The organism is Amycolatopsis sp. WQ 127309 (assembly GCF_023023025.1).
Classification (GTDB): Bacteria; Actinomycetota; Actinomycetes; order Mycobacteriales; family Pseudonocardiaceae; genus Amycolatopsis.
In genome coordinates, this window is the sequence record NZ_CP095481.1 from 3,218,954 (window position 1) to 3,237,423 (window position 18,470).

Consider the following 18,470-nt stretch of genomic DNA (forward strand, 5'->3'; position numbering starts at 1 on the left):
CGAGTCACGGCCCGAATCACGCGGGATCCGGGCTGAATCACGCGAGTTACGGGCTGGATCACGCGAGTTCCGGCTGGGTCACCTGAGGTCTTGGCGTCGGTTCGCGGGGCACGGTTTTGCCGTCCGTAAGTGCGGCCTGCCGAGGCCCTGGTTGGCGGCGGGCTCGGCCGATGCAGAGCCGCAGGTCTCGTGACCAGACCCGCAACTCGCGTGATCGGGCCCGTAACTGGCGTGATCAGAGCCGTGACTCGCGTGATTGGGCCCGTAACTGGCGAGTTCCGGCCTGGACCACGTGAGATACGGGCTGAATCACGCGAGTCACGGCCCGGATCACGCGGGGTCCGGGCTGAGTCACGCGGGGTCTGGGCCGGAGCGCACGAATTCCGGCCGGTGCGCGCGGGATCCGTGTGGGGTCGCGTAAAGACCGGGCCCGGGCTTGCGGGTCTCGGGTCAGCCGAACGTCGAGGGCGGCCTAGAGGTCTTCGTCCCGGCGTTTTCGCTGCTGTTCGGACAGCTGGCGCAGGAAGTCGGGGTCGTCGTCCGGAGCGATCGGGGCGCGCCGCGGGGTCGAGGGCACTCCGATCCGCTGGCCGGCGAACGACCGCCACAGGAGCAGGGCGACGACCAGCGCGCCGACGGCCGCGAGCAGAGCGAGCATGCCGGATCCTTCCGCTTGGCTTGCCAGTCCCCCGAGGTTACCCGTCCGCGCGGGCTGCGGGCGGCACGCCGCGTTGCGGTGTGGCACCCGGAAACAAACCGGGCCGTGTGCGGGGGCGGGGGAGTACCCCGTACCCGACACGGCCCAGGCTGCTGGATGGTTCAGGCCTTGCGAGCCGGTTCGCTCGCGTCCGTGGTCAGCTCGGCCAAGAGCTCGTTGACCTCGGACTCGCGGAACCGGCGGTGCCCGCCGGGGGTCCGGATCGAGCCGATGCGACCTGCCGTCGCCCACCGGGTGACCGTCTTCGGGTCCACCCGGAACAGTGCTGCCACCTCGCCTGGGGTGAGCAGTCGTCCGCCCATCGTCGCGGTCATTTTCCGCCTCCTTAACGCCCTCACTGCTATACCGGAGGCAATCCGGGCCATTTTGGCCCGTCGCGCCGGGGTAGCCAACACGGCAATCGTTGCACTTCACCCGTCAGGTACTCGAACGGTTGTCAAAGAGTAAAGAGCCCTTAAAGGTCAAAACGGACAGGTTGCTTACGGTGTGCAACTATCAGATCCGGTTACTTGACGTGCGAAGACGAGACATCCCCTGTCCAGTGGGTGCTAGGCGTGGTGCCAATGGGGGATTGTCCAACCGCATAGAGTGATGCCGTGGATCAGTTGGACCGGAAGATCATCGCGGCGTTGCGCATCAACGGACGGGCCACCTATGCCGATCTGGGGCGGGCCGTCGGGCTGTCCGCCTCGTCGGTGCACGAGCGCGTGGGCAAGCTGGAGGCCGCCGGCGTGATCACCGGCTACCACGCGGTCGTCGATCCGAGCTCGGTCGGGCTCGGCGTCACCGCCCTCGTCGGCATCCATCCGACGGACACGGCGACGGACGAAGACGTCGCCGACGCGCTCGGCGAGCTCGACGAGGTCGAGAGCTGCTACGCGGTCGCGGGTGACGAAGCCTTCGTCGTCAAGGTGCGCGTGCCGACCGTCGATGAGCTGGAGCGGACCCTCAGCCGGCTCCGGCGCATCCCCGGCGTCGGGCGGACGAACACCACCGTCGTGCTCTCGACGCGCTTCGAGGGCCGCCCGAACAACGCGGCCGGCGCGGGCGTGGAAAAGGACCGGCCGGGCGGGGCGTAACCTGCGTTGGTGTGAGCGACGAGAAGGCCGGCACCCTGCCCCGTGACCTGACGCTGTACCTCCTGGCCCGGTTCGTGCTGGTCGGGGTGATCGGGTGGGCCCTGAGCCTGGTGGGCGTGCCCCTGCTGGTCGCGCTGCTCATCGGCCTGGTCGTCGGCCTGCCGCTCGGGCTGCTGCTGTTCCGCCCGCTCAACGCCCGCGTCACGGCCGGCCTGGCCAAGCGCAACGAGAACCGCGCGCGGGCCCGGGCCCAGCTGCGCGCGCAGCTGCGTGGCGACGCCGCCGGTCAGCCGGAATGAGCCGCCTGCACAGCCGCAGCTGGGTGCGCGAGGCCGTCCGGATCATCGAGGCCGACGCCAACCGCAGCGCCGACACCCACCTGCACGTCTTCCCGCTGCCCCCGGAGTGGGGCATCGACCTGTACCTCAAGGACGAGTCCGTCCACCCGACCGGCTCGCTGAAGCACCGGCTCGCCCGGTCGCTGTTCCTCTACGGGCTCGTCAACGGCCAGATCGGGCCCGGCACGGTGCTCGTCGAGGCCTCCAGCGGCTCGACGGCGGTCTCCGAGGCGTACTTCGCCCGGATGCTCGGCCTGCGCTTCATCACCGTGGTGCCGCGGCGGACGAGCAAGGAGAAGATCGCGCTCATCGAGTTCTACGGCGGTGAGTGCCACTACGTCGACCAGGCGCCGGCGATGTACCCCGAGGCCGAGCGGCTCGCGGCCGAGTGCGGCGGCCACTACCTCGACCAGTTCACCTACGCCGAGCGCGCGACGGACTGGCGTGGCAACAACAACATCGCCGAGTCCGTGTTCGCGCAGATGCGCTCCGAGCGGCACCCGGTGCCGTCCTGGATCGTCGTCGGCGCGGGTACCGGCGGCACGAGCGCGACGTTCGGCCGGTACGTGCGCTACAAGCGGCACACCACGAAGGTCTGCGTCGTCGACCCGGAGAACTCGTCGTTCTACGGCGCCTGGCAGACCGGCGCCCTGGACTACGCGACCGGGATGCCGTCGCGGATCGAGGGCATCGGCCGGCCGCGGTGCGAGCCGTCGTTCGTGCCCGGCGTGATCGACGAGATGTTCCGGATCCCCGACGCCGGTTCGCTGGCGGCGGTCCGGCTGCTGCGCGAGCACACCGGGCACTGGGCGGGCGGCTCCACCGGCACCAACCTCTACGGCGCGTTCCGGCTCATCGCCCGGATGGTCGAGGACGGCCAGGCGGGCAGCGTCGTCACGCTTCTGTGCGACGGCGGCGAGCGCTACGCGCACACCTACTACGACGACGAGTGGGTCACCCAGCAAGGTCTGGACCTCGCGCCGCACACCGCGTTGTTCGAGGAGTTCCTGGCCACCGGGAAGTTCCCGGTCGAGGACATCGACGACTAGAGGTTCAGGCCGACCGCGGCCAGGACGGCCCAGGCGAGCATCGCCAGGCCGGTGTCGCGCAGCGCCGGGATGAGGTCGCGGCCGGTCGCGTCGTGCCGGATCGCGCTGACGGACTGGAAGAGCAGCGCCACGCTGAGCACGGGGATCCCGGCGAACGGGTGGCCGGTGAACGCCAAGACCAGCGCGAGCACGTACGGCACCGCGATCAGCACCAGGTAGAGCCGTCGCGTGCCGCGGTCGCCGAGGCGGGTGGCCAGGGTGAGCTTGCCCGACTCGACGTCGGTCGGGATGTCACGCAGGTTGTTGGCCGTCAGGACCGCCGTCGAGAAGCAGCCGACGGCGACCGCGCACGCCAGCGCGGCCCAGCTGATCCGGCCGGCCTGGACGTAGACCGTGCCCAGCACCCCGGCCAGGCCGAAGAAGACGAACACCGCGATCTCGCCGAAACCGTAGTAACCGTAAGGCTTCTTGCCGCCGGTGTAGAACCAGGCGCCGAGGATGCAGAGGCCGCCCATGGCCAGCAGCCACCAGTACCCGGTGAGCGCGACGAGCAGCAAACCCAGCACCCCGGCCAGACCCAGCGCGATCAGCGCCGCGGTGAGGACGGCTTTCGGGGCGGCGACGCCGGAACCGACCAGCCGCAGCGGCCCGACGCGGTTCTCGTCCGTGCCGCGGATGCCGTCGGAGTAGTCGTTCGCGTAGTTGACGCCGACGATCAGCGAGAGCGAGACCAGCAGCGCCAGCACCGAACGCCACCAGGAGAACGCGTCCAGCGCGATCGCCGCGCCGACCCCCGCCACCACCGGAGCCACCGCGTTCGGCAACGTCCGCGGCCGGGCCCCCTCGATCCACTCGCTCAAGCTCGCCATGGACGTCATTCAACGCCATGACGATCACGCCCGAGCGGGAGCCCGGGAGGTCAGTCGGAGGTCGGCAGCTGCCAGACGAGGGAGCCGCTGTTGGGGTCGACCGTCGGGCCCTCGGCGGCCAGCGCTGTGCCCACCGGAATCAGGACACCCAGTGCGACGACGGTGCTGATCAGGGCCGTGCGAATCCAGCGCGTCATGGTGAGTAGCCAAGCGGGTGCACCCTGTGCGTGTCAACGAAGTGCGGCCGATCAGCCGCCGAAACCCGCCAGAAGTCGGACCCGCACGGCCGCCCGGTCGATCTTTCCCGGCCCGCGAAGGGGCAGCTCGGCGGCGTACTCGAGCCGTTTGGGCGTGGCCGCCGCGCCCAGCTCGGCTCGCACGGCGGCCCGCAGCTCGGCCGCTTCGCGTGGTTCACCGGCTGGGACGACCAGCGCCACCACGGCCTCGCCCCACTCCGCGTCCGGCAGGCCGACGACGCACGCGTCGCGCACGCCCGGTTGCGCGGTCAGGCACCGCTCGATCGCGTTCGCCGACACCTTCACGCCGCCGGTGTTGATCATGTCGTCGGCCCGGCCGAGCACCTCGATCCGGCCGTCGGCGTGCCGGATCCCGCGGTCGGACGTCGTGAACCAGCCGCCCGCGAACGACTCCGCGGTCAGGTCCGGTCGCGAGCGGTAGCCGTGCGCGAGGACGTCGCCGGCGATCCGGATTCGGTCTCCGGAGACGTCGACGCGGACGCCGTCGAGCGGGAAGCCGTCGTAGACGCAGCCGCTGGCCGTCTCGCTCATCCCGTACGCGGGCACGATCCGCACGCCGGCCTCGGCGGCGCGCTCGCGCAGCGCGGCCGAGGTCGCCGCCGCGCCGACCACGATCCCGTCGAACGCCTTGGCCGCGGCCAGCCCGGCGCCGCCGTCGTCGAGCAGGCGGACCAGCTGCGTCGGCACCAGCGCCGTGTACCGCGGGCCGCCCTTCAAGGCGGCTGCTGCGGCGGCGAACGCGTCCGCGCGGAAGCCGTCACCGGTCAGGTACACCGGCGTCGTCCCGGCCAGCAGCGACCGGAGGAGCACCTGCAGGCCGCCGATGTAGTGCGCCGGCGTGGCCAGCAGCCAGTGCCCCGGCCCGCCGAGGCGGCGGTGGGTGGCCTCGGCGGACGCCGTCAGCGCGCGGGCCGACAGCAGCACGCCCTTGGGCGCGCCGGTCGACCCCGACGTGGCGATGACCACGGCGGTGTCCGGTTCGGCGGGCTCGCCGGGCGCCATCGCGTCCCGCAGCGCGGGGTCGGTGAAGGGCAGCACGGCCGGACCGCCGCCCAGCGCGTCCGCGAGGGCTCCCTTCAGCACGTCGAGCGCCGCGGGGGAGCCGTCGAGGTGGAGCGGTCGCAGCTCAGTAGTAATAGGGGACGTCCTTGAAGTCGGGGTCGCGCTTCTGCAGGAACGCGTCGCGGCCTTCGACGGCCTCGTCCTGCATGTACGCCAGCCGGGTGGTCTCGCCGGCGAACAGCTGCTGGCCGACCAGGCCGTCGTCGGTGAGGTTGAACGCGTACTTCAGCATCCGCTGGGCCGTCGGCGACTTGGCGGCGATCGTCCACGCCCAGTCCAGGGCCTCTTTTTCGAGGTCGGCGTGCGGGACGACGGCGTTGACCGCGCCCATCCGGTGCATCTGCTCGGCGGAGTACTCGCGGCCGAGGAAGAAGATCTCGCGGGCGAACTTCTGGCCGACCATCTTCGCGAGGTAGGCCGAGCCGTAACCGCCGTCGAACGAGCCGACGTCGGCGTCGGTCTGCTTGAACTTCGCGTGCTCTTCGGAAGCGAGCGTGAGATCGCACACCACGTGCAGGGAGTGCCCGCCGCCCGCGGCCCAGCCCGGAACGACCGCGATGACCGGTTTCGGCAGGAACCGGATCAGCCGCTGGACCTCGAGGATGTGCAGCCGGCCGGCCCGCGCGGGGTCCACCGTGTCGGAGGTCTCGCCGCTCGCGTACTGATACCCGGAGCGTCCGCGAATACGCTGGTCACCACCGGAGCAGAACGCCCACCCGCCGTCCTTGGGCGACGGGCCGTTGCCGGTGAGCAGGACACAGCCGACGTCGGAGCTCAGCCGGGCGTGGTCGAGGGCCCGGTAGAGCTCGTCGACGGTGTGCGGGCGGAAGGCGTTGCGGACCTCAGGGCGGTCGAACGCGACGCGCACCACGCGTTTGCCGCCACGGCTCTCAGCGGAGCGGTGGTAGGTGATGTCGGTGAAGGCGAAACCTTCGACCTCGGTCCACGCGGCCGGATCGAACAGCTCGGAAACTCGGGCGTCATCCACGTTTGGGAGAATAGGACCTGTGGACACCTTTGATCTGTCGGGAGCCTGCCGGTGAACCCTTCCACCGCGCAGGCCAGGGTCATCGTCGACGAACTCGTCCGCAACACCGTCTCGCACGTCGTGCTGTGCCCGGGCTCCCGCAACGCGCCGCTGTCGATCGCGCTGTACGACGCCGCGGCGTCGGGCAAGCTCCGGCTGCACGTCCGGATCGACGAGCGCGGCGCCGGGTTCCTCGCGCTCGGCATCGCCGCGCGCACCGGCCGTCCGGTGGCCGTGCTCTGCACGTCCGGGACCGCGGCCGCGAACTTCCACCCCGCCGTGCTGGAGGCCGACCGCGCCGGCGTCCCGCTGATCGTGATGACCGCCGACCGGCCGCCCGAGCTGCGGGCCGCGGGGGCGTCGCAGGTCATCGACCAGCACCGGCTGTTCGGCAACGCCGCCCGCTACTTCGACGAGCTGGCCGTCGCCGAGCGCCGCGCCGGGCAGAACTCGTACTGGCGCAGCCAGATCTGCCGGGCCTGGAACGCCGCGTACGGCGAGTGGCGCTGCGGCCCGGTGCACCTGAACATCCCGTTCCGCGAGCCGCTCGTGCCGGATCCGGACGACGACGGCGAGTGGTACGAGTCCCTGGACGGCCGTCCCGACGGCTCTCGCTGGACCGAGCTGCCCGACTTCGGCGCGCTGCCGTCGTTCGTGGTGCCTTCGGCGCGCCACGGCCTGGTCATCGCGTGCGACACCGGCGTCCAGGCGGCGAGCGAGTGGGCCGAGCAGCACGGCTGGCCGGTGATCTCGGAGACCGGCGGCCTCGGGCTGTCCGGCGGCACGGCGATCTCGTCCGGCGCGTGGCTGCTGGGCGTCACGGAGTTCATCACGCGGCACAAGCCGGAGCAGGTGCTCTGCCTGGGCCGGCCGACGGTGTTCCGGCAGATCCAGAACGTCCTCTCGGACGCCTCCGTCGAGGTGCTGCTGGTCCGGCCGGACTCGGACTGGCCGGCGCCCGCGCACAACGTCCGGCAGGTCGGGCAGTGGTTCGACGAGCCGACCAAGCCCGCCGACCCGGAGTGGCTGGCCAGCTGGCGCCGGGCCGACGAAGCGGCGTCCGCGGCGGTCACGGCGGTGCTGGCGTCGGAGCCGTGGCCCTCGGGGTTGCGCCTGGCGTCGGAGCTGGTGGACGCGCTGCCGCCGGACTCGCTGCTGGTGGTGGGCTCGTCCAACCCGACCCGCGACGTGGCGCTGGCGGGCCGGCTGCGCCCGGACGTCCTGGTCCACCGCAATCGCGGCGTCGCGGGCATCGACGGCACGGTCTCGACGGCGATCGGCGCGGCGACGGTCCACCGCGGCCCGTCGTACGCCCTGCTGGGCGACCTGACGTTCCTGCACGACGCGTCGGGGCTGCTGACGGGCCCGGCGGAGCAGCGCCCGGACCTGACGATCGTGGTCTGCAACGACGACGGCGGCGGGATATTTTCCCTGCTGGAGCAGGGCGCCCCGGAGCACTCGGCGAGCTTCGAGCGGGTGTTCGGCACCCCGCACGGCGCCGACCTGGGCGCGCTGTGCGCGGGCTACCGGGTGCCGCACGTGGTGGCGGAGACGCTGACGGAGTTCCAGGCCGCGCTCCGCCCCGCACCGGGGCTGCGGGTGGTGGAGGTCCGCGTGGACCGTTCTCGGCACCGTGACCTGCACGCGAGGTTGCGCTCCGCGGTCAGCGCGGCCGTCTCCGCGGTCTGAACCAACCGGTCAACCGCTTTCCGGGTGTGATCTCAGCAGGCAAGATCCTCCCTTCGGCTGTTCCTGGTGTCTTCCTGGCTGGCTACGTTCGAGCGCGCTGATCCTCACCCGTTGGAGGGATTCGAATGCGTGCAAGAACTCGCACCGGCCTCGGTGTGCTCGCGGCCGGGGTCGCCTCGGTGCTGCTCGCCGGTACCGCCAGTGCGGCCCCGACGCCCGGTGCGCCCGGCGTCGGTGACTCGTACTACCCGAACGCCGGCAACGGCGGGACGGACGTGCTGCACTACGACATCCGCCTGACCTACCAGCCCGCGACCGACGTGCTGGCCGGCACGACGACGCTGCTGCTCACCGCGACCCAGGACCTCTCGCGGTTCGACCTCGACTTCGCGCTGAAGGCGTCGAGCGTGCTGGTGAACAACCGCCCCGCCCAGTTCACGAACCAGACCGGCAACGGCGAGCTCGTCATCACGCCGGCGCAGCCGCTGCTCAAGGGCCAGACCGCCACGGTCGTCGTCGCGTACTCGGACACGCCGTCCACCGAGCAGGTCGACGGGCTCAACGGCTGGAAGAAGGGCCCCTTCGGCGCGCTCGGCGTCGACGAGCCGCAGAGCTCCGCGTGGTGGTTCCCGGCCAACGACCACCCGACCGACAAGGCGACCTACGACGTCTCCATCGAGGCGCCGGATGACAACGTTGCCGTCACCAACGGCACGCTCGTCCGCAAGACGAAGAGCCGCGCCGGCTGGACGCGCTGGCAGTGGCGCAGCACGAAGCAGCAGGCCACGTACCTGACGTCGTTCATCGTCGGCAAGTACGAGCTGAACCAGTCGACGACGCCGGACGGCAAGCCGTTCATCACGGCGTACGGCTCCGACCTCGGCGACTCGCTGTACGCGGCGAAGGCCAGCGTCGAGCGGACGCCGGAGATCGACGCGTTCCTGGCGACGAAGTTCGGGCCGTACCCGTTCGAGGCCGAGGGCGGCGTCGTCACCAGCGGCATCGGTTTCTCGCTGGAGAACCAGACCCGGCCGACCTACGGCACGCGCAACTTCCTCGCGGGCTCCAACACGACGCTGATCGCGCACGAGAACGCCCACCAGTGGTTCGGCGACAACGTCTCGCTCGGCCGCTGGAGCGACATCTGGCTGAACGAGGGCTTCGCGTCCTACGCCGAGTGGCTGTGGTCGGAGCACGAGGGCGAGGGCACGGTCGCCGAGCTGGCGCAGTACACCTACGACTCGAACCCGGCCGACGGTGCCCTGTGGAAGCTCATCCCGGCCGACCCGGGCGCGGACAACCAGTTCGACAACGCGGTGTACGACCGCGGCGCGCTGACGCTGCAGGCGCTGCGCACCGCCGTCGGCGACGAGTCGTTCTTCAAGATCCTGCAGGCGTGGCAGGCCCAGAAGGGCGGGTCGAACGGCCGGATCCAGGAGTTCATCGCGCTGGCCGAGAAGGTCTCGGGCAAGCCGCTGTACGACCTGTTCCAGACGTGGCTGTACACGTCGGGCAAGCCGGCGGTCGGCCCGAACGGCGCCTCGCCTGCGGCTTTCACGGCCCGGACGGCGTCGGTCAAGCCGAAGTCCTTCGACCAGATCCAGGCCAACCACCGGAATCTCGCCGCGGAGCACAAGCACTGAGCAGTACCGCTACGCTCGCGGCGTGAGCACGAGAGGTGAGCGGGCGAGGCGCGTCGGGTGGTGGATAACCCTCGCCGTCGCCTCGCTCCTCACCGTGATGTGCATCTGCCTGCTGTTCGCGGCGATCCGCAACGACCGCTCGATCTCCGGCCAGCTCGGCACGGCGACGGCCACGGTGGACTCGGTGGCGTTCGACCGCACGATCATCCACTTCGAGACCCCGGACGGCATCGTCCACAGCCCGGCCAACGGAGTCCTGTACCCGGACGGCCTGGCCGCGGGCCAGCTGGTCCGCATCGAGTACGACGCGACGGACCCGGAACTGGCCCGGGTAGCGGGCCGCTCGGCGACGCTGACACTGCTGCCGCTGGGCAGTTTCGTGTTCTTCACGTGGCTGGTGGCGGGCCCGCTGCTGTGGTGGATCCGGCGCCAGAACAAGCGGGCTGACGCCGAGGCCCCCGCCGCCGTCTGACCAGCCGCCGCGCTCCCATCGTGGGCCACGGCATCGGCGCGCCTGATCCTCGTCTGACCAGCAAAGAGTCCCCACCGCACCCAGGGGGGCGTGCCCAGTCCCAGTCTATCGGCGCCGCACCGGCAAAGGGGTGCTCCGGCAAATCTGTGGATAACTGCACGCGATGTGGATAACTCGCCGCCAGGATCGTTGGGCGGGTGACTTCGCGCTCGATTCCTGTCCGCAGGAGGCTGCGGACCGAGTCGAGTCGTTCAACAATCTCCGCGGCGATGCGGCGATGCGGCGATGCGGCGATGCGGCGATGCGGCGATGCGGCGATGCGGCGATGCGGCGATGCGGCGATGCGGCGATGCGGCGATGCGGCGATGCGGCGATGCGGCGATGCGGCGATGCGGCGATGCGGCGATGCGGCGATGCGGCGATGACCCAGACCAAGACCAAGCTCAACTCGTCTCCCGCAGCCACCGGCTCCGCGTGATCTCGTACTCGACCTCACCCTGTTCGGTGCCCGGAAGCACCTCGGCGAAGTCCTCCGCCGAGGTGAACGCGCGGGCGAACGTCAGCCCGGCCGACGCCATCGTCGCCCGTGAGGGCGTGTTGACCGCCATCGTCTGGGCGAAGATCCGGTCCAGTCCCAGCTCCGCGAAGCCGTACCGGAGCAGCTCGCGTGAACCTTCCCGCGCGTATCCGCAACGCCAGTGCCGGCGCAGCAGCCGGTATCCCAGCTCGGCCTCGCCCTCGACCGAAGGCTGGTCCGGTCCGTGCGGTGGCCGCAGGATCCACCAGCCGACGAAGTCCTCGCCGGCGAAGCCCATCCAGAAGCCGAAACCGGGTGAGACGGCCATCCGGCGCCGGTGTGCGGCCTCGACTTCGGCCCGGGTCGCCGCCCGGCCCGTCAGGTACCGCATCACCTCCGGGTCGGAGTCCAGCTCGATCTCCAGCTCGAGGTGCTCGTCGGCCAGGGGTACGAGCGTCAGGCGCGCGGTGTGGAGGGTGGGCATGTCCCGATCTTCACAGCGCGCGCAACCCGTTTCAGCCCGCGTGGGCCGTCTCCTGCCACCAGCCCAGCACCTCGTCCGCCACTCCCGGGGCCGCCACCAGCAGGCCGTCCGTCGGCAGCGCCGTGTCTTCGCCGTGCCGGTCCAGCACCACCGCGCCCGCCTCGATGGCCATCGCCACCGAGCCCGCGACGTCCCACTCGTGGTAGCTGTGCAGCACCGCCGCCGCCGCGTGGCCCAGCGCCACCTGGGCGATCGACAGCGCCGCCGAGCCCAGCACCCGGACGCCCGCGTGGGCCGCCGCCGCGCGCTCGATGAACTCGCCCATCCCCGGCCACGGCCCGCGCCGGGCGAACTCCGTGAACACCAGCGCGCCCGCCGTGACGCAGCGGTCCGTCAGCCGGACCGGGGTGCCGTTCGCGCGGGCCCCCCGGCCGCGCGCCGCGGCGTAGATCTGGGCCCGGTACGGGTCCGCCACCACCCCGACCACCGGGCCGGCCGCGTCGACCAGCGCCAGGCTGTAGGCGCACCACGGCACCCCGGCGACGTAGTTCGCGGTGCCGTCCACCGAGTCGACGACCCAGCGGTACTCCGCGACGTCCGCGCCGTGGTCGGCGCCGAACTCGTGGCCCACCACCGGGATGCCCGGGAACTCGGCGGTCAGCACGCGCCGCGTGTGCCGCTCGAGGATCCGGTCGGTGTCGGTGACCCAGTCGAACGGCGAGTCGAGCGTGGCCGGGTGCGCACCCCGGCCGGCGGTCGCGGTGATCACGTCGGTGGCGTCGTTGGCCAGGCGCCCGGCCACTTCGAGGGCCCTCGACAGCAGGCCGGGCTCCACGGGCCGCGGCGGCCTGGAGGACAAGAGGGTCATGCCTGCTTAGTCTGGGCCCCGCTGGTTTCCGGGACACGACCTTGAGATGACATGTCGTGGCCGATCTGTTCCGGCAGCGTTGGCCGCGGTGTCACGCGGTCGCCAGGATCGGGTGCGATCGTCGGGAACGTGCGAGTCGCGATAGTCACCGAAAGTTTCCTGCCCCAGGTGAACGGCGTGACCAACTCCGTCCTGCGGGTGGTCGAGCACCTGCGCGAACGCCGGCACGACGTGCTGATCATCGCGCCCGGCCCCGGCCCGGACTCCTACCGCGGCGCCCCGGTGGTCCGGATCCCGGCGCTCGACTTCCCCGGCGTGCACTCGCTGCCGATCGGCGTGCCGACGCGCACCGTGCTGACGGCGCTGGCCGCGTTCGGCCCGGACGTCGTGCACCTGGCGTCGCCGTTCGTGGTCGGCGCCCGCGGGCTCGCCGCCGCGCGCCGGCTGCGGGTGCCCTCGATCGCCGTCTACCAGACCGACATCGCCGGGTTCGCCGCCGCGTACGGCTTCGGCCTCGCCGCGCGCGCCGCCTGGCGCTGGGTGCGGCGGCTGCACTCCCGGGCCGACCGGACGCTGGCGCCGTCGACGGACTCCGTCGAGCAGCTGCGGCAGCACGGCGTGCCCCGGGTGCACCGCTGGGCGCGAGGGGTCGACATCGACCGGTTCTCCCCGGCGCACGCCGATGCCGCGCTGCGAGCCGAGCTGGCACCCAACGGCGAGCTGCTGGTCGGGTTCGTCGGCCGGCTGGCGCCCGAGAAGGAGGTCGACCGGCTGGCCGCGCTGGCCGGCGTCCCCGGCATCCGCGTGGTCGTCGTCGGAGACGGCCCCGACCTGCCCGCGCTGAAGGAGCAGCTCCCGGACGCGGCCTTCCTCGGCGCGAAGTACGGCGACGAGCTGTCGGCCGCGTACGCGAGCTTCGACGTCTTCGTCCACACCGGACCGCACGAGACGTTCTGCCAGGCGGTGCAGGAGGCGATGGCGTCCGGCCTGCCCGTGCTCGCGCCCGACGCGGGCGGCCCGAAGGACCTCGTGCTGCCCGGCCGCACCGGCTACCTGCTGCCCGCGGACCGCGAGCGGTTCGGCCCGGCGCTGCTCGAGAAGGTCGACGCCCTGCGGGACGCCGCGCTGCGGGCGCGGCTCGGCGAGAAGGCGCGCAAGGTCGTGCTCGGCCGGACCTGGCCGGCCGTCTGCCACGAGCTCGTGGGGCACTACGAAGCGGTGCAGGGCCGAGCCGCGCGCGCGGCTTGAGCCGTGCACATCGTCCAGCTCGCGAACTTCTACGGCCCGCGCTCGGGCGGGCTGCGCACGGCGTTGCACCACCTCGGCGCCGGCTACGTCGCGAGCGGGCACGTCGTGACGCTGGTGGTGCCCGGCACCCGCTACGCCGACGAGGTGCTGCCCACCGGCGTCCGCCGGTTTTCCTTGCCCGCGCCCAAGATCCCGGGCACCGGCGGCTACCGCGCCGTCGATCCGCACCGGGTCCGCGCGGTGCTGCGGAAGCTCGAACCGGATCGGCTGGAGGTGTCGGACCGGCTGACGCTGCGGGGGATGGGCGGCTGGGCGCGGCGGCACGGCGTGCCCAGCACGGTGATCTCCCACGAGCGCCTCGACCGGCTGCTGGAGCAGTTCCTGCTGCCCGAGCCGGTGGCGCGCCGCGTCGCCGACGTCGCCAACCGCCGGATGGCCGCGAGCTACGACACGGTCGTCTGCACCACGGCGTTCGCGCGGGCGGAGTTCGACCGGATCGCCGCGCCGAACGTCCACCGCGTGCCGCTCGGTGTCGACCTCGCGACGTTCCGGCCCGCCATGCGCGACGACGGCTGGCGCGCCGACCTGGCCGGGGGAGCGGACGCGCTGATCGTCCACTGTGGACGCCTGTCGCCGGAGAAACACGTGGAGCGCAGCGTGGACACCGTCGCCGAGCTGACGGAGGCGGGCGCGCGGGTCCGGCTGGTCGTGGCCGGTGACGGCCCGCGGCGGCGGGCGCTGGAACGCCGGGCGCGCGGCCTGCCGGTGACGTTCCTGGGGTTCCTGTCCGGCCGCGGCGACGTCGCGCGCCTGCTGGCCAGCGCCGACGTCTCCCTCGCGCCGGGCCCGCACGAGACGTTCGGCCTGGCCGCGCTGGAAGCCCTCGCGTCCGGGACGCCGGTGGTGGTCTCGGCGTCCTCGGCGCTGCGGGAGATCGTCCGGCCGGGCTGCGGCGCGGCGGTCGACGACCACGCGCCCGCGTTCGCCTCGGCCGTCACGGACCTCCTAGACCGCCCGGAGGACCTGCGCCGCGCGGCGGCCCGGGCGCGGGCCGAGGAGTTCACCTGGCCCGCCGCGGTGGCCGGGATGCTGGCGACCTTCGGCTAGGGGCGCTGGCGCCCGTAGGCCGGCTGGACGTTCGGCGTGAGGCCCTGCTCGTCCGCGATCTTCACCAGCAAGCCGTGCAGGACTTCGCGTTCGGCGTCGGTCAGGGCCGCGGTGACGGCTTGCTCGTGCGCCGCGCCGGTTTGCGCGACGCGCCCCATCATCATGCGGCCGTCCTCGCTCAGCTCCACGGCGTACAGCCGCCGGTCTTCGGCGTTGCGGCGGCGCTCGATGAGCCCGCGCTTCTCCAGGCCGTCGACAAGCGGGACCAGCCGGGTCGCGGGGGTGCCGAGCTGCTTGGCCAGCGACTGCTGGCTCTGGCCCGGCCGGGAGGCCACGAGCCGCAGCAGCGCGACCTGGGTCGGCGTCAGGTCCAGTTCCGCGATCTGCTCCGTGAACCGCTGGGCAGCGTGCGCGCCGACTTGGGCGAGCAGGAAGGCGCTGCCCAGCCGCGGTCTCTTCGCGTCCATGCCGGAACGGTAGCCGCTGGAAATTGATTACACCAGCGTAATCAATTTTCGCCCCGGTTAACCTCAACTCATGTCACGCGCCAGCCTGGACAAGAACCCGCACGAAGTCGCCGCCATGTTCGACGGTGTCGCGGACGGGTACGACCGGGCGAACTCGTTCATGACCTTCGGCTTCGACCGGCGCTGGCGCACCACCACCGCCCGCGTGCTCGACGCCCGCCGCGGCGAGAAGGTCCTGGACCTCGCCGCCGGCACCGGGGTGTCCACCGTCGAGTACGCCCGCGGTGGTGCCTGGTGCCTGGCCGCGGACTTCTCGTTCGGCATGCTGCGGGCCGGGCTGCACCGCAAGGTCCCGATGGTGGCGGCGGACGCGCTGAACCTCCCGTTCGCCGACGAGAGCTTCGACGCGGTGACGATCTCGCTGGCGCTGCGCAACTTCGTCGACACGAAGGCCGCGCTCACCGAGATCGCCCGTGTGGTCAAGCCGGGCGGCCGGCTGGTGATCTGCGAGGTCTCGACGCCGCCGTTCCCCCCGATCAGGTTCATCCACCGGCGGTTCATGCTGAAGCTGCTCACGTGGGTCGGCAAGCGGACGTCGTCCAACCCGGAGGCCTACTCCTACCTGGCCGAATCGATGCTGGCCTGGCCGGATCAGCGCACCCTCGGCGAGATCATCGAGAGCGCGGGCTGGGCCGACGTCGAGTGGTTGAACCTCACATTCGGTGTCGTCGCGATCCACCGCGCGCGAAAGCCTGCCTAAACTCGCGGTATGAGCCGTCGTAACCCTGACCAGGACGCCGAAGTCATCGTCGTCGGCGCCGGACCGGCCGGGTCCACCGTCGCGACCTACCTCGCCCGGTCGGGCGTCGACGTGCTGCTGCTGGAGAAGACCGAGTTCCCGCGCGAGAAGGTCTGCGGCGACGGCCTCACCCCGCGCGGCGTCAAGCAGCTCATCGACCTCGGCATCGACACCAGCGAGGAGGCCGGCTGGGTGCAGAGCCGCGGGCTGCGGATCCTCACCGGTGACTTGACGCTGGAGCTGGACTGGCCGGACCTCACGAGCTACCCGCCGTACGGCGTTTCCCGCACCCGCCACGACTTCGACGACCTCCTCGCGAAGCTCGCGGTGAAGGCGGGCGCGCGGCTGTACGAGCGCACCACCGTCACCAGCGCCATCACCGACGCGACCGGCCGCGTGGTCGGCGTCGAGGCGAAGGTCGGCCCGGAGCGCACCCCGGTGAACTACCGCGCGCCGCTGGTCCTGGCCTGCGACGGCGTGTCCGCGCGGCTCGCGCTGAGCGTCGGCATCCAGAAGAACGAGAAGCGCCCGATGGGCGTCGCGGTGCGCCAGTACTACAAGAGCCCGCGCCACGACGACCCGTTCATCGAGGGGCACCTCGAGCTGTGGGACCGCTCCGACCCGCGCGACCCGAAGCTGCTGCCGGGCTACGGCTGGGCGTTCCCGCTCGGCGACGGCACCGTGAACGTCGGCCTCGGCATGCTCTCGACGTCGGCGTCGTTCCGGAACACCGACTACCGCGCGCTGCTGCGCCAGTGGCTCGACGGGACGCCGGAGGAGTGGGGCTACCGCGAGGAGAACGCGATCGGCAAGGTCGGCGGCGCCGGCCTCCCGATGGGCTTCAACCGCACCCCGCACTACCGCGACGGCCTGCTGCTGCTCGGCGACGCGGGCGGCATGGTCAGCCCGTTCAACGGCGAGGGCATCTCGGCGGCGATGGAGTCCGCGCAGATCGCGGCGGAGGTCGTCGTCCAGGCCCTGGCCCGGCGCGAAGGGCCGTCGCGCGAGCGGGCGCTGGAGGCGTACCCGCGCGCGGTGCGCGAGCTGATGGGTGGCTACTACCAGCTGGGCAACGTCTTCGCGAAGATCATCGGCAAGCCGAAGATCATGCACGCGGCGACCAAGTACGGCCTGCGGATCGACAAGATCCTCCCGCTGGTCTACAAGGGCCTGTCGGGCTGCTACGACGCCAAGGGCGGCGACGGCGTCGACCGTCTCATCTCGGCCCTCGCGAAGGCCACCCCCTCCCCGCGCTGAGCCCCGAACGCGTCACTTTCCCTAGGAAAGATGCGTCCGAAGGCCTCCTGGACGCATCTTTCCTAGGGAAAGTGACGCACTGCTGTGCAAGTGCGAACGGTGGCGGGCGGATGGGTTCGCGCGCGGACACTCGACCGGCGTAACAAGTTGGCCGTGCGGTCAGTGGGATAGATCACAGGTCAGCGCCCTGTTTGTCCGGTCGTGCCGTGATCATGAAACGTCTTCGCGCAGGTCGCACGCGCGTCGTTGCCCGGCCGTGACAACGATGGCGGCAGAAGTTAGGGCACCCTGATAACACGGGGGCCTAGGGACAAGAATGTGAGTCGCGTCCTACACTCCCCCCATGCTTTGTGAATCGCTTCACATCCACGACGAGTGGCTTGTGAACTATTTCACAAGCTGGTCCCGGCGCAGCCACGGGCCGTAAGGAGACCCTGACCCTCGGCGGTGTGACCCAGGTCCCTTAGGGTGCCGACGAGGCTGAGCGGTTCCCACCACAAGCAAAACCGCAGCGGCGCGGAAAGGATGGCGAAGACCCCGTGCTGATGTTGCCCGTGCTGACCCAAACGGACGCAGTGAACCTGGCGCAGCAGGCCCCGAGCCTGAAGCCCTACCTGCCCCTGGTCCTTCTGTTCGTGCTGGCGCTGGCGTTCGCCGTGCTGTCGGTGCTGCTGGGCCCGCTGGTCGGCCCCAGCCGCTACAACAAGGCCAAGCTCGAGGCGTACGAGTGCGGCATCGAACCGTCGCCGCAGCCGCTCGTCGGCGGCGGCCGGATGCCGGTGGCGTACTACATCACCGCGATGCTGTTCATCCTGTTCGACATCGAGATGGTCTTCCTCTACCCGTTCGCCGTGCAGGCGGACGCGCTGGGCACCTTCGGCCTGGTGGAGATCCTGCTGTTCATCGCGACGGTCGGCTTCGCGTACGCCTACGTGTGGCGGCGCGGCGGCCTGGATTGGAACTAGACCCATGGGCCTCGAAGAGAAACTCCCCAACGGCATCCTGCTGGCCAGCCTCGAAGGCCTCGTCAACTGGGCGCGGAAGAACTCGATGTGGCCCGCGACCTTCGGGCTCGCCTGCTGCGCGATCGAGATGATGACCGTCGGCGGTTCCCGCTACGACATCGCCCGCTTCGGCATGGAGCGCTTCAGCGCGACGCCGCGCCAGGCCGACCTGATGATCGTCGCCGGCCGCGTCACCCAGAAGATGGCCCCGGTCCTGCGCCAGATCTACGACCAGATGGCCGAGCCCAAGTGGGTCCTCGCCATGGGCGTCTGCGCCTCCTCCGGCGGCATGTTCAACAACTACGCCGTGGTCCAAGGCGTCGACCACATCGTGCCGGTCGACATGTACCTGCCCGGCTGCCCGCCGCGGCCGGAGATGCTGCTGGACGCGATCCTCAAGCTGCACGCCAAGATCCAGGACGAGCCGATCAACGCCCGCCGGGCCGCGATCCGCGCCGCCAGCGGCGCCCGCACCGAGCTCGTCGCGTCCTCGATCAAGTACGCGAAGAAGTAGAG

22 protein-coding genes are annotated in these 18,470 nt (G+C 71.4%); 13 read left to right on the forward strand and 9 right to left on the reverse strand.

The features are described 5' to 3' along the window. Positions 1–472 precede the first annotated feature (472 nt). Positions 473–658, reverse strand: a complete 186-nt coding sequence (locus tag MUY22_RS15005; protein WP_247060316.1) for a hypothetical protein — start codon at positions 656–658, stop codon at positions 473–475. Between the two features lie 161 nt (positions 659–819). Then, on the reverse strand, positions 820–1,032 hold the full coding sequence (locus tag MUY22_RS15010; RefSeq protein WP_072474890.1) for a BldC family transcriptional regulator: 213 nt from the start codon (positions 1,030–1,032) through the stop codon (positions 820–822). Between the two features lie 282 nt (positions 1,033–1,314). On the opposite strand from MUY22_RS15010, the gene MUY22_RS15015 reads away from it, so the two are divergent. From MUY22_RS15015 to MUY22_RS15025, 3 genes are read left to right on the forward strand one after another with little or no spacing between them, the layout of a single operon-like run. Beyond that, positions 1,315–1,797 (forward strand): Lrp/AsnC family transcriptional regulator, encoded by a 483-nt coding sequence (locus MUY22_RS15015; RefSeq protein WP_247060317.1) that lies wholly within the window; start codon positions 1,315–1,317, stop codon positions 1,795–1,797. Positions 1,798–1,808: 11 nt separating this feature from the next. Beyond that, entirely contained in the window at positions 1,809–2,096 is a 288-nt protein-coding gene (locus tag MUY22_RS15020; RefSeq protein ID WP_247060318.1) for a DUF4229 domain-containing protein, read from the forward strand. Further along, on the forward strand, positions 2,093–3,184 hold the full coding sequence (locus MUY22_RS15025) for a PLP-dependent cysteine synthase family protein (RefSeq protein WP_247060319.1): 1,092 nt from the start codon (positions 2,093–2,095) through the stop codon (positions 3,182–3,184). The genes MUY22_RS15020 and MUY22_RS15025 overlap by 4 nt, the downstream gene beginning before the upstream one ends. On the opposite strand, the gene MUY22_RS15030 is transcribed toward MUY22_RS15025, so the two are convergent. From MUY22_RS15030 to MUY22_RS15045, 4 genes are read right to left on the reverse strand one after another with little or no spacing between them, the layout of a single operon-like run. Continuing rightward, positions 3,181–4,053, reverse strand: a complete 873-nt coding sequence (locus MUY22_RS15030; RefSeq protein WP_247060320.1) for a 1,4-dihydroxy-2-naphthoate polyprenyltransferase — start codon at positions 4,051–4,053, stop codon at positions 3,181–3,183. The two genes, MUY22_RS15025 and MUY22_RS15030, sit on opposite strands and share 4 nt — an antisense overlap. 50 nt (positions 4,054–4,103) lie before the next feature. Then, the gene (locus tag MUY22_RS15035; protein WP_247060322.1) at positions 4,104–4,250 is read right to left on the reverse strand and encodes a hypothetical protein; all 147 of its coding nucleotides are present in this window, start codon (positions 4,248–4,250) and stop codon (positions 4,104–4,106) included. A 51-nt stretch (positions 4,251–4,301) separates the two neighbouring features. After that, positions 4,302–5,435, reverse strand: coding sequence for an o-succinylbenzoate--CoA ligase (menE, locus tag MUY22_RS15040; protein ID WP_247063896.1), 1,134 nt, complete (start codon positions 5,433–5,435; stop codon positions 4,302–4,304). A 1-nt stretch (position 5,436) separates the two neighbouring features. Further along, complete coding sequence (locus MUY22_RS15045; protein WP_247060324.1) at positions 5,437–6,360, reverse strand: 1,4-dihydroxy-2-naphthoyl-CoA synthase; 924 nt, start codon at positions 6,358–6,360, stop codon at positions 5,437–5,439. A gap of 51 nt (positions 6,361–6,411) precedes the next feature. Here MUY22_RS15045 and menD point away from each other — a divergent pair, with 51 nt between their 5' ends. The 4 genes from menD (at position 6,412) to MUY22_RS15065 (ending at position 10,681) form a co-directional block, all read left to right on the forward strand. Continuing rightward, the gene (gene menD, locus MUY22_RS15050) at positions 6,412–8,088 is read left to right on the forward strand and encodes a 2-succinyl-5-enolpyruvyl-6-hydroxy-3-cyclohexene-1-carboxylic-acid synthase (protein ID WP_247060325.1); all 1,677 of its coding nucleotides are present in this window, start codon (positions 6,412–6,414) and stop codon (positions 8,086–8,088) included. A 125-nt stretch (positions 8,089–8,213) separates the two neighbouring features. After that, positions 8,214–9,731, forward strand: coding sequence for a M1 family metallopeptidase (locus MUY22_RS15055; RefSeq protein ID WP_247060327.1), 1,518 nt, complete (start codon positions 8,214–8,216; stop codon positions 9,729–9,731). A gap of 22 nt (positions 9,732–9,753) precedes the next feature. Beyond that, positions 9,754–10,203 (forward strand): DUF3592 domain-containing protein, encoded by a 450-nt coding sequence (locus tag MUY22_RS15060; RefSeq protein WP_247060328.1) that lies wholly within the window; start codon positions 9,754–9,756, stop codon positions 10,201–10,203. Positions 10,204–10,366: 163 nt separating this feature from the next. After that, positions 10,367–10,681 (forward strand): hypothetical protein, encoded by a 315-nt coding sequence (locus MUY22_RS15065; RefSeq protein ID WP_247060329.1) that lies wholly within the window; start codon positions 10,367–10,369, stop codon positions 10,679–10,681. On the opposite strand, the gene MUY22_RS15070 is transcribed toward MUY22_RS15065, so the two are convergent. Beyond that, a complete protein-coding gene (locus tag MUY22_RS15070) occupies positions 10,647–11,204 on the reverse strand; it encodes a GNAT family N-acetyltransferase (protein ID WP_247060330.1) in 558 nt (185 codons plus the stop codon). The two genes, MUY22_RS15065 and MUY22_RS15070, sit on opposite strands and share 35 nt — an antisense overlap. 31 nt (positions 11,205–11,235) lie before the next feature. After that, positions 11,236–12,072 (reverse strand): inositol monophosphatase, encoded by an 837-nt coding sequence (locus MUY22_RS15075; protein WP_247060331.1) that lies wholly within the window; start codon positions 12,070–12,072, stop codon positions 11,236–11,238. Between the two features lie 177 nt (positions 12,073–12,249). Here MUY22_RS15075 and MUY22_RS15080 point away from each other — a divergent pair, with 177 nt between their 5' ends. Continuing rightward, the gene (locus tag MUY22_RS15080) at positions 12,250–13,320 is read left to right on the forward strand and encodes a glycosyltransferase family 1 protein (RefSeq protein ID WP_305879368.1); all 1,071 of its coding nucleotides are present in this window, start codon (positions 12,250–12,252) and stop codon (positions 13,318–13,320) included. A 3-nt stretch (positions 13,321–13,323) separates the two neighbouring features. Further along, positions 13,324–14,427 (forward strand): glycosyltransferase family 1 protein, encoded by a 1,104-nt coding sequence (locus tag MUY22_RS15085; protein ID WP_247060333.1) that lies wholly within the window; start codon positions 13,324–13,326, stop codon positions 14,425–14,427. Here the strand turns inward: MUY22_RS15085 and MUY22_RS15090 are convergent. Continuing rightward, positions 14,424–14,894, reverse strand: coding sequence for a MarR family winged helix-turn-helix transcriptional regulator (locus MUY22_RS15090; RefSeq protein ID WP_247060335.1), 471 nt, complete (start codon positions 14,892–14,894; stop codon positions 14,424–14,426). The two genes, MUY22_RS15085 and MUY22_RS15090, sit on opposite strands and share 4 nt — an antisense overlap. Positions 14,895–14,964: 70 nt before the next feature. Here MUY22_RS15090 and MUY22_RS15095 point away from each other — a divergent pair, with 70 nt between their 5' ends. The 4 genes from MUY22_RS15095 (at position 14,965) to MUY22_RS15110 (ending at position 18,468) form a co-directional block, all read left to right on the forward strand. After that, on the forward strand, positions 14,965–15,654 hold the full coding sequence (locus MUY22_RS15095) for a demethylmenaquinone methyltransferase (RefSeq protein WP_247060336.1): 690 nt from the start codon (positions 14,965–14,967) through the stop codon (positions 15,652–15,654). A 9-nt stretch (positions 15,655–15,663) separates the two neighbouring features. Continuing rightward, positions 15,664–16,950 carry a geranylgeranyl reductase family protein gene (locus MUY22_RS15100; RefSeq protein WP_247060340.1) on the forward strand — a complete coding sequence of 429 codons (1,287 nt, stop codon included), beginning with the start codon at positions 15,664–15,666 and terminating at the stop codon, positions 16,948–16,950. A gap of 545 nt (positions 16,951–17,495) precedes the next feature. After that, positions 17,496–17,915: an NADH-quinone oxidoreductase subunit A gene (locus tag MUY22_RS15105; RefSeq protein WP_247063898.1), complete on the forward strand. Its 420-nt coding sequence runs from the start codon at positions 17,496–17,498 to the stop codon at positions 17,913–17,915. Between the two features lie 4 nt (positions 17,916–17,919). After that, positions 17,920–18,468, forward strand: a complete 549-nt coding sequence (locus MUY22_RS15110) for an NADH-quinone oxidoreductase subunit B family protein (protein ID WP_086863694.1) — start codon at positions 17,920–17,922, stop codon at positions 18,466–18,468. Positions 18,469–18,470 lie beyond the last annotated feature (2 nt).

Bases quoted from the DNA above. Each gene is read 5' to 3' on its own strand.
- MUY22_RS15095 (WP_247060336.1), top strand. From the start codon at position 14,965: ATGTCACGCGCCAGCCTGGACAAGAACCCGCACGAAGTCGCCGCCATG.
- MUY22_RS15090 (WP_247060335.1), bottom strand. From the start codon at position 14,894: ATGGACGCGAAGAGACCGCGGCTGGGCAGCGCCTTCCTGCTCGCCCAA.
- MUY22_RS15025 (WP_247060319.1), top strand. From the start codon at position 2,093: ATGAGCCGCCTGCACAGCCGCAGCTGGGTGCGCGAGGCCGTCCGGATC.
- MUY22_RS15065 (WP_247060329.1), top strand. From the start codon at position 10,367: ATGTGGATAACTCGCCGCCAGGATCGTTGGGCGGGTGACTTCGCGCTC.
- MUY22_RS15075 (WP_247060331.1), bottom strand. From the start codon at position 12,072: ATGACCCTCTTGTCCTCCAGGCCGCCGCGGCCCGTGGAGCCCGGCCTG.
- MUY22_RS15010 (WP_072474890.1), bottom strand. From the start codon at position 1,032: ATGACCGCGACGATGGGCGGACGACTGCTCACCCCAGGCGAGGTGGCA.
- MUY22_RS15030 (WP_247060320.1), bottom strand. From the start codon at position 4,053: ATGGCGAGCTTGAGCGAGTGGATCGAGGGGGCCCGGCCGCGGACGTTG.
- MUY22_RS15055 (WP_247060327.1), top strand. From the start codon at position 8,214: ATGCGTGCAAGAACTCGCACCGGCCTCGGTGTGCTCGCGGCCGGGGTC.
- MUY22_RS15005 (WP_247060316.1), bottom strand. From the start codon at position 658: ATGCTCGCTCTGCTCGCGGCCGTCGGCGCGCTGGTCGTCGCCCTGCTC.
- MUY22_RS15035 (WP_247060322.1), bottom strand. From the start codon at position 4,250: ATGACGCGCTGGATTCGCACGGCCCTGATCAGCACCGTCGTCGCACTG.
- MUY22_RS15105 (WP_247063898.1), top strand. From the start codon at position 17,496: ATGTTGCCCGTGCTGACCCAAACGGACGCAGTGAACCTGGCGCAGCAG.
- MUY22_RS15110 (WP_086863694.1), top strand. From the start codon at position 17,920: ATGGGCCTCGAAGAGAAACTCCCCAACGGCATCCTGCTGGCCAGCCTC.
- MUY22_RS15100 (WP_247060340.1), top strand. From the start codon at position 15,664: ATGAGCCGTCGTAACCCTGACCAGGACGCCGAAGTCATCGTCGTCGGC.
- MUY22_RS15070 (WP_247060330.1), bottom strand. From the start codon at position 11,204: ATGCCCACCCTCCACACCGCGCGCCTGACGCTCGTACCCCTGGCCGAC.